The organism is Pseudoalteromonas sp. 10-33, assembly GCF_001469195.1.
Lineage (GTDB): Bacteria > Pseudomonadota > Gammaproteobacteria > Enterobacterales > Alteromonadaceae > Pseudoalteromonas.
Genome location: NZ_LOFI01000003.1, coordinates 133,456 through 142,678, shown reverse-complemented (window position 1 = coordinate 142,678; position 9,223 = coordinate 133,456). Strand labels below are relative to the sequence as shown.

General features: G+C 39.5%; 6 protein-coding genes and 1 rRNA gene. 3 read left to right on the top strand and 4 right to left on the bottom strand.

The window, feature by feature from the left end:
- The 3 genes from ATS76_RS04715 to rhlB all read right to left on the bottom strand — a co-directional run.
- Positions 1–495 (bottom strand): 16S ribosomal RNA (locus tag ATS76_RS04715); the annotation flags it as partial.
- A gap of 519 nt (positions 496–1,014) precedes the next feature.
- Positions 1,015–2,508 carry a guanosine-5'-triphosphate,3'-diphosphate diphosphatase gene (gene gppA / locus ATS76_RS04710; RefSeq protein WP_058551252.1) on the bottom strand — a complete coding sequence of 498 codons (1,494 nt, stop codon included), beginning with the start codon at positions 2,506–2,508 and terminating at the stop codon, positions 1,015–1,017.
- A 43-nt stretch (positions 2,509–2,551) separates the two neighbouring features.
- A complete protein-coding gene (rhlB, locus tag ATS76_RS04705; RefSeq protein ID WP_006792443.1) occupies positions 2,552–3,829 on the bottom strand; it encodes an ATP-dependent RNA helicase RhlB in 1,278 nt (425 codons plus the stop codon).
- A gap of 91 nt (positions 3,830–3,920) precedes the next feature.
- Between rhlB and trxA the strand changes: the two genes are divergently transcribed.
- Positions 3,921–4,247 (top strand): thioredoxin TrxA, encoded by a 327-nt coding sequence (trxA, locus tag ATS76_RS04700; protein WP_006792444.1) that lies wholly within the window; start codon positions 3,921–3,923, stop codon positions 4,245–4,247.
- Between the two features lie 183 nt (positions 4,248–4,430).
- Positions 4,431–5,690: a transcription termination factor Rho gene (gene rho / locus ATS76_RS04695; RefSeq protein ID WP_006792445.1), complete on the top strand. Its 1,260-nt coding sequence runs from the start codon at positions 4,431–4,433 to the stop codon at positions 5,688–5,690.
- 65 nt (positions 5,691–5,755) lie between these two features.
- Here the strand turns inward: rho and ATS76_RS04690 are convergent, their stop codons facing one another.
- Positions 5,756–8,566, bottom strand: coding sequence for an ATP-binding protein (locus ATS76_RS04690; protein WP_058551251.1), 2,811 nt, complete (start codon positions 8,564–8,566; stop codon positions 5,756–5,758).
- 76 nt (positions 8,567–8,642) lie between these two features.
- On the opposite strand from ATS76_RS04690, the gene ATS76_RS04685 reads away from it, so the two are divergent.
- The gene (locus ATS76_RS04685) at positions 8,643–9,218 is read left to right on the top strand and encodes a DNA-J related domain-containing protein (RefSeq protein WP_058551250.1); all 576 of its coding nucleotides are present in this window, start codon (positions 8,643–8,645) and stop codon (positions 9,216–9,218) included.
- Positions 9,219–9,223: the final 5 nt, after the last annotated feature.

Sequence of the window (9,223 nt, the reverse complement as noted above, 5' to 3'; positions counted from 1 at the left end):
GCTTCTTCTGTCAGTAACGTCACAGATGTGAGGTATTAACTCACACCCTTTCCTCCTGACTGAAAGTGCTTTACAACCCGAAGGCCTTCTTCACACACGCGGCATGGCTGCATCAGGCTTGCGCCCATTGTGCAATATTCCCCACTGCTGCCTCCCGTAGGAGTCTGGACCGTGTCTCAGTTCCAGTGTGGCTGATCATCCTCTCAAACCAGCTAGGGATCGTTGCCTTGGTGAGCCATTACCTCACCAACTAGCTAATCCCACTTGGGCCAATCTAAAGGCGAGAGCCGAAGCCCCCTTTGGTCCGTAGACATTATGCGGTATTAGCAGTCGTTTCCAACTGTTGTCCCCCACCTCAAGGCATGTTCCCAAGCATTACTCACCCGTCCGCCGCTCGTCAGCAAAGTAGCAAGCTACTCTCTGTTACCGCTCGACTTGCATGTGTTAGGCCTGCCGCCAGCGTTCAATCTGAGCCATGATCAAACTCTTCAATTAAAAAGTTTTATGTCTTTCGACAGCTCAATGAATTCTGAATTTATTTAATATCTTTCGATATTGAATTGACTGTGCTGAATAACTACCTAAGTAATTATTCTGTTGGTCACTCAGTTTCAATTGAGACTCTAATTTGTTTGCCTCGCTACCGAAGTAGGTTGGCTGTTAGAACTCAATCTGTACGAGTGCCCACACAGATGATTGCTTTATATTGTTAAAGAACGTTTGAGTTGCCTTAGCGACTCAAGGGAAGCGAATCTTACGCTTTCCTGTATTTTTGTCAACACTTAATTTTAAACTTTATAAAATCTAAACCTAAGTTTTACTCGACTCACTAAGTGGTTTGCTTGCCTCGCTAAGCGTTGCCTGCTCTGCCGTCTCAGTGGGGTCGCATTATAGGGAGATCCAAAAACAGATCAACCCTTTTTTGAAGAAAACTTGAAATAAATGACTGTTCGCACGTATTTTAATCGAAACGATTACTTTAAACACTAAAAAGGCCCGCAAGGGCCTTTTTACTTAATGAACGACTAGCTTCCAACCAAGTTTACTTTGCTGTTTAGACTCTTGTTGTAGCTCACTAGCCATTAATGGATGTTCTTTTAACCAGTTATTTTCGAATGTTAGTGTTAAAACTTCATTTTTAGCAGTTAATTCAAAGTTTGGCAGGACATCATCTTGTCGTCTCATTGACAAAATAACAGATACCCGCAGTAATCTTACGATGTACTGCGCAAGAAGGTTGTTTGCACCTAACGTACTAAAGCTGTCTTTTGGTATATCAGAGCGATGCGCATCGGCTACTGCCACAATTAACCTGTGCTCTGATTGCGAAAAACCAGGCATGTCGGTATTTTCTAGAATATACGCTGTATGCTTATGATACTGCTTATACTCTATTAGTAAGCCGATTTCATGTAACTGCGCAACGGCTTTTAACAGGGGTAAGCCATTTAAGTGATTAATTGGCCAATCTTCATTAATGCTTTTTGCGAGCTCAATAGCTAAACTAGAAACTCGTGATGCTTGTTTTTGGTCAACATGGTAGCGACTCATAAACCCATCAACTGTTCGCTTTCTTATATCGCTATTATGAAACTCTGGCACCATGCTATATAAAACACCTTCACGAAGTGCACCGCCTGCAAGCCCCATTTTTTCAATATTTAATGATTCAAACAAAGCAATCAAAATAGCAAGACCCGATACAAAGACTAATCGACGGTCTTCGCTTAAACCGGGAAGGTCTAACGCAGCAATGGTTTTAAATGCAATTGATTGCTCTTTTATTGAATTTAGTTTTTCTAAAGTAAGAAGATCATCAAGGTTTTGTGCCACCATTATTTCTTGAATAGCCTGCACTGTACCTGATGCGCCTGATGCAATTTGCCACCCTGCGGCTTTGTATTCAGGTGCTATATTATCGATAACAGCTCGAGCGGCCTTTATAGCGGTATTGAAATTACTATGTGTTAATAAGCAATCTTTAAAATAACGCTCAAGGTAAGTAACACACCCCATGTTGAGGCTCTTGTATAAAAGGGCATCAAATTCTTTACCAATCACTACTTCGGTACTTGCACCACCAATGTCAATAACGAGCTGTTTGCCGGTACATGCTGAAGTGTGCGCTACCCCTTTGTAGATGGTACGCGCCTCTAGTTCACCACTAATAACGTTGATTTTATGGCCAAGAATTTTTTCAGCTTGCGCTTTAAACACTTCAGCATTAGTTGCCAAGCGTAATGTAGCTGTAGCTACTATGGTAATATTTTGATTTGGAATATCTTGTAAACGCTCAGCAAAAAGCGCGAGGCATTCCCAGCCTCGCTGCATAGCCTCAGTGCTTAATACATTATCTTTATCAAGCCCGGCGGCTAGCCTAACCTTGCGTTTTACGCGACCAATCGTTTGTAAACCGCCAGCCACTGATTTGGCAATAAGCATATGAAAGCTATTTGATCCCAAATCAATAACTGCGTATACATTTTTTTGCGGTATAAGTTGCCCCACCGTTCAAAAACCTCTAGTTACTACTACTTATGCAAACGGTTTATTACGACCGTCCTTTTTGGTAACTATTATTTGGGCGACGTCCGTTGTTATTACTACGATTACGAGGACCATTTGAATAGTTGCGCTTTCTTTGAATAATAGGCTTAGTTAGGTCGTCTAACAAAGCGGCTTTATCGTAATGAGATAAAGGAATGCTGTGCTCTATATATTCTTCAATTTCATGTAGGTTATAAGCATATTGTTCACATGCAAAGCTTATTGCATGCCCTGATGCACCCGCACGACCTGTTCGACCAATGCGGTGAACATAATCTTCACAGTCATCAGGTAAGTCAAAGTTAAATACATGACTTACTTCTGGTATATGCAAACCACGCGCTGCAACATCGGTTGCAACTAAAAAATCTAATTCGCCTTTGCTAAATTGCGCTAAGATGCTTTGACGTTTTTTCTGATTTACATCACCTGTTAGCATACCAACACGATGGCCATCAGCTTTTAACCACGCATACACGGTTTCACAACTGTGCTTAGTGTTTGCAAATACAATGGCTTTATCTGGCCATTCTTCTTCGATCAAAGTTAATAAAAGCTTAATTTTATCTTCTTGCGAAGGGTGAAACAGCTCTTCTTTTATGCGTTTACCAGTTTTTACGTCAGGCTCAATTTGTACATGTTCTGGGTTGGTCATGTGTTCAAACGCAAGCTCTTGTACGCGGTACGATAAAGTCGCTGAAAATAATAAGTTTAATCGCTTTGATGTATCTGGCATACGATCAAACATATAACGTATATCTTTTATGAAGCCTAAATCGAACATACGATCGGCTTCGTCAAGCACGACAACCTCTATTTCATTAAGGGTATAACAGCCTTGCTTGTACAAATCGATTAAACGACCTGTCGTACCAATTAAAATATCTACGCCTTTTTCTAATTGTGCACGTTGTTTTTCGTAATCTTCGCCACCATATACTAAACCTAAGTTAAGATTACAGTGTGGCGCTAAAATTTTTGCATCTTTGTGTATCTGAATCGCAAGCTCCCGAGTAGGGGCCATGATCAGGGCTCTTGGATGTTTACTAGGTGCTTTGCTAGATTGTAATAACCGATGGCACGTGGCAGTTAAAAATGCCAACGTTTTGCCAGTACCCGTTTGTGCTTGGCCCGCAATATCGCGTCCGTCACAAATAAAAGGTAGGCATTTTGCTTGAATAGGTGTGCAATATTCAAACCCATTCTCGGTTAGACCGGCAACCACTTCCGGTGCGATAGCAAAGTCTGAAAACTTTTTATCGGTTAAATGTGTCTTAGTCATAGCGTTTAAGCATAACGTTTAAACTTGCAATAAGAAACAAGAGTGTTTAAATACGCACTAAATATTTCGCCTAACTAAATCGGAGAGCGCAATGAGCGAGAAAATAATCCAAATTACTGACGATAGCTTTGAAGCTGACGTATTACAATCAGACAAGCCTGTACTAGTAGACTTCTGGGCTGAATGGTGCGGACCTTGTAAAATGATCGCCCCTATCCTTAACGAAGTTGCTGATGAATACGACGGTCGTGTTGCTGTTGCTAAACTTAATATTGACCAAAATGCTGGCACTCCGCCTAAATTTGGTATTCGTGGCATCCCTACTTTGCTTCTTTTTAAAGATGGCCAAGTTGCTGCAACTAAAGTTGGTGCACTTTCAAAAACACAACTTATCGAGTTTTTAGATAACAACATCTAATAGACTAGAACTAAAAAAAGGGCTTTTTGCCCTTTTTTTGAATTTATTTTGTATAAACACTGGACGCTATGCCAGTGAACTGCTAGTTTATAAAGCCAACTAATCCTTAGTTATATTCAACCAACCTCACTCAACGATCAAAGCGACTTTGAGTATGACAATTGTAATAAAGAACCCACCAATATGCATTTACGCGAATTAAAAGACAAGTCTATAAAAGAACTTGTAAACTTAGCTGAGTCCATGGGGCTCGAAAACGTAGCCCGCTTAAGAAAGCAAGATATCATTTTTACCATATTAAAATCCCATGCCAAAGGCGGAGAAAATATCTTCGGCGGCGGTGTACTTGAGATTTTGCAAGATGGTTTTGGCTTTTTAAGATCATCAGAAGCTTCTTACTTAGCTGGCCCAGATGACATTTATGTATCACCGAGCCAAATTCGCCGCTTCAGTATGCGTACTGGCGACTCAATTTCAGGCCTTATTCGTCCACCAAAAGACGGCGAACGTTACTTTGCATTACTTAAAGTAAACGAAGTTAACTTTGATAAACCTGAAAATTCTCGTACTAAAATTCTTTTTGAAAACTTAACCCCATTACATGCAAACGAACGTTTCCGCATGGAACGTGGTAACGGTAGTAAAGAAGATATCACTGCTCGTGTACTTGATTTAGCATCACCAATTGGCCGCGGTCAACGTGGTTTATTAGTAGCACCGCCAAAAGCGGGTAAAACAATGCTACTGCAAAACATTGCACAATCAATCACACATAACCATCCTGACGTTACATTAATGGTTTTACTTATTGATGAACGCCCGGAAGAAGTAACTGAAATGCAACGCCTTGTCAAAGGTGAGGTGATTGCATCAACGTTTGATGAGCCTGCATCTCGCCACGTACAAGTTGCCGAAATGGTTATCGAAAAAGCAAAACGTTTAGTTGAGCATAAAAAAGACGTTGTTATTTTACTTGATTCAATCACGCGTTTAGCACGTGCTTATAACACGGTTATTCCTTCATCAGGTAAAGTACTTACCGGTGGTGTTGACGCTAACGCACTTCACAAACCTAAGCGTTTCTTTGGTGCAGCACGTAACGTTGAAGAAGGTGGTAGTTTAACAATTATAGCCACTGCACTTATCGATACTGGCTCTAAAATGGATGAAGTTATCTACGAAGAATTTAAAGGTACTGGTAACATGGAATTACACCTTAACCGCAAAATTGCGGAAAGACGTGTATTCCCAGCTATCGACTTTAACCGCTCTGGTACTCGCCGTGAAGAACTACTCACTAAGCCAGATGAGCTGCAAAAGCTATGGATTTTACGTAAAATTGTTCATGAAATGTCAGAGATTGACGCCATGGAATTTTTAATCGATAAACTGTCGATGAGTAAAACCAATGATGAGTTTTTTGATTCGATGAAACGCCAATAGGTACGTTGAAGTAAAGTAAAAAAAAGCGCCTAGGGCGCTTTTTTTGTATTTATTATAATGTGTACTTACGTTTCATTGTATTTTTGTAATACGGCTTGCAGCTCTGACACGAGCTGTTTAATGTATTCTTTATCTTTGATCCCTTTTTGTAACAAAACACTGTCTAAGTTTTTGGCAGCTGAAGCTATTTCATCTAAGGCAAACATTTGTGCTGCACCTAATATTCGGTGGCTATCTTTTTGCAAAGCGTCAAAGTCTTCACTTAAAAAATGCTGTGTAATATTTTCGCTTTCTAAACCAAAACTTTGTTTAAAACTTATTACTAAGTCACTGATATCTATATCACTTGGTACATTAGGTTCGTCTGAATGCACTTGGTCTAAGTTTTCTGACAAGGTTTTATAAAATAAGTCTTTATCCAATGGCTTTGCAAGGTAACCGTTAAACCCTAATGTAAGGTAGTCGTCAATTTCGTGACTCATTGCGTTTGCAGTGAGCGCAAATATTGGCCGTTGGAAACCACATTTTTTCAATAACTCAAAGGCAGCTCGCCCATCCATTATTGGCATTTGAATATCAAGAAGTACAAGGTCTGGGTATATTTGTAAGCATTGCTCTACAGCTTGCTCACCGTTTTCTACCGCAATTACATCAAGCCCTAAAGAGCGCAAATAACGGCTAATAAACCTTCGGTTATCTGCATGATCCTCTGCAAGAAGCACAGTACCGCTTAGCTGCTTTTTATTTTGCTCTATCTGCCCAATATCACTTTGTTCACTGGATACTTGCGCACAAGGTAAAAAGAATGAGAATTGACTTCCTTTTTTATATTCACTTTGCACGCTTATATACCCGCCCATCATAGAAGCGAGCTGCTGCGATAAACTAAGTCCCAAACCTGTACCACCAAAACGTCGGCTAATACTGTTATCTGCTTGGCTAAAGTATTCAAAAATGAGTTTTAATTGTGATGAGCTCATACCTATACCGGTATCTTTAACAATCAGTACAATACCCTGCTCTGTTTTATTTAATGCAATTAATACCTGCCCTGATTGGGTAAACTTAATAGCATTGGCACACAAATTAATGAGAATTTGTTTTACTCGCATTATATCAAGGCGGGTGTAAAACTCATCGCCCACCTTATTTTCAAGCACAAGTCTGAGATTTTTTGCTTTTGCCTGAGGGTTAAACATTGCGTGCACATCATTTACCAGTTGGACCATGTCAAAACAAGAAATGTTAAGCTCTAACCTATTCGCTTCTATTTTACTTAAATCAAGTACATCGTTGATCAAGCTTTTTAAATGGTTACTGTGGCGCTGAATAATAGCTAACTCATCTTTTAGCTGTTCAGGCTCGTATAAACCATTCATTAAGTCGTCTGTTTGTCCGAGAATCGCCGTTAGTGGTGTTCTTATTTCATGACTAACATTAGCCAAAAATTGACTTTTAACATCATTAGCTGCTCTTAACTCTTGGGCAACACCTTGAAGCTCTGCTGTACGCTGCGCCACCTGTTCAGCTAAATACTGCTTTGCCCGTTTTTCTGACCCACGTCGGTATAACGCAACCCCTGTCACTATGACTAAAAATAACAGTACAAAAATAAACACCGTTAACTGCGAACGCTGCTTCATTTTTAACTCTTGTAATTTACGGTCTTGTTTCAGCTCTTTAATTTCTTGATTCAATTGTGTGGCTTTAAATTGTTTTTCTAGCACGGCTAAGGCTTTAACAATAGAGTCACTTCTTAATTTGCGTAGTTCGTTATTGTACTTTTCATGCAACTGCATTGCATTTTCGTAGTTCCCCCTGCTTGCTTCAATCAAAGCGTGGGTGCCAAGCCCATCTCGCATAATACGATCATTACTATGCTCTTTAAGTAATTCAAAAACACGTTCAATATTCGTTTTTGCCTCATCTAACATCCCTCTAACAAGCTGAACTTTTGCGAGAGTTTGCAGTGCAGTGAGTTCTAAGTTTTTGTTATCAATTTTAAGTGAATACTCTATCGCTAATTGCGCTTGCTCATACGCTAATTCCACTTTATTAAGAATAATATTAACGTTTGCAATGTTAGTGTACTGAGTCGCTAACTTATTCATATTGTTGACGGATAGGTAATAACGGGTTGCTAATTGGTAGTAATGCATCGCTAAATCTAGCTGGTTGCTTTCAAAATAAACCACCCCCATATTATTATGCACCATAGCAATTCCCAAATTATCATCTAACTTGCGAAAAATTTTTAACACGTCTTGATAAATACTCATGGCATTTTCATAACGAGATAAGCGTATATACACGCCCGCTATGTTAATTAAAATATCGCCTTTATCCTGTTCACTACCCACCTTTTCGTAAATCTCTTTTGCTTTTAGGTAGTAATCAAGGGTTGCTACTAATTTATGCATATTAAAATAAGCTAAACCAATATTATTCAATAAGTTTGCTTGCTCTAATGGTTGGTTATTAATTTTTGCAATATCAAGTGCGCGGGTATATTGAGTAATTGCTTGTTTAAACAAGCCCTGATAAAAAAGCGCAACACCTTGCATTTTAATTGCACGAAAGTGCTCGCTAGGAAGAAGTGATCCAGAAGTTTCTAGCTCTAACAATTTAAAGTAATTAAAAGCATCGCTAAAGTGGCCGCTCGACAGCGCAGTATCGGCAAGGCCTGCATATATCACAGTGCGATTTTGGGCTGTAATACGTTGGTTATTAAGTAAGGCGTTACCTAATTCAAGCTTTGCATCCCATTGCTGTTGTTGTTTAAACTCTTCTAATGTAGGTTCTAACTCTTGAGCATAACTTGGCAAATAGAACAAACTGCATACAATGAATAAGAGGCACTTGAGCTTGCCATGCATAATTTTAATCCTTCAAATTGTTACGTGTAACAATGTAATCTGTACTGAAGATACACTAAATACTAGGACCTAAACAATGCTTAACCCACTGATTGACCGAATATTTGACTTAATATTAACCCAAAAAGTGTGGCAAGTTCATATCCTAGCAGCTGAGCTTATTAATTGCGGCGTAATTAAGCCACTTGATAAAAACCCTGAACGTGATTTATTTAAGCGTAATTTTTTAATTATGAATGCATTGTATCAACTACAGGAACAACTTCACCCTAAAAGTCTCTTAATATCAACACTTCATATAGAGCTCATTGAAACAGATATAGAAAACCCAGCAACGCTTAAATCAAATTTAAAAGATTATTATTTAGACTGGGAGAATTACGAAGCAAGCGAAGAGCAGATTAATGAGCTACTCACAAGCTTTTGGCAGAAGTTTAAGAAGATAGAGGGCACGCCAACTTTAACAGAGGATCACTTTGACGCACTTTTGGCGAAGTGGCAGCTAACAAATGATTTTTCGCTTAAAGAATTACAAAAACGTTGGCGACAACTTGCACTGGCGCACCACCCAGACAAACCTGCTGGCTGCGAGAATGCATTCAAGCAAATAAAAGTAGAGTACGAGCAGCTTAAACCGGCTGCTCGCTCATAAATTGA

Excerpts from the sequence above, each read along its gene's own strand:
- rhlB (WP_006792443.1), bottom strand. The coding sequence starts at position 3,829 with ATGACTAAGACACATTTAACCGATAAAAAGTTTTCAGACTTTGCTATC.
- rho (WP_006792445.1), top strand. The coding sequence starts at position 4,431 with ATGCATTTACGCGAATTAAAAGACAAGTCTATAAAAGAACTTGTAAAC.
- ATS76_RS04690 (WP_058551251.1), bottom strand. The coding sequence starts at position 8,566 with ATGCATGGCAAGCTCAAGTGCCTCTTATTCATTGTATGCAGTTTGTTC.
- ATS76_RS04685 (WP_058551250.1), top strand. The coding sequence starts at position 8,643 with ATGCTTAACCCACTGATTGACCGAATATTTGACTTAATATTAACCCAA.
- trxA (WP_006792444.1), top strand. The coding sequence starts at position 3,921 with ATGAGCGAGAAAATAATCCAAATTACTGACGATAGCTTTGAAGCTGAC.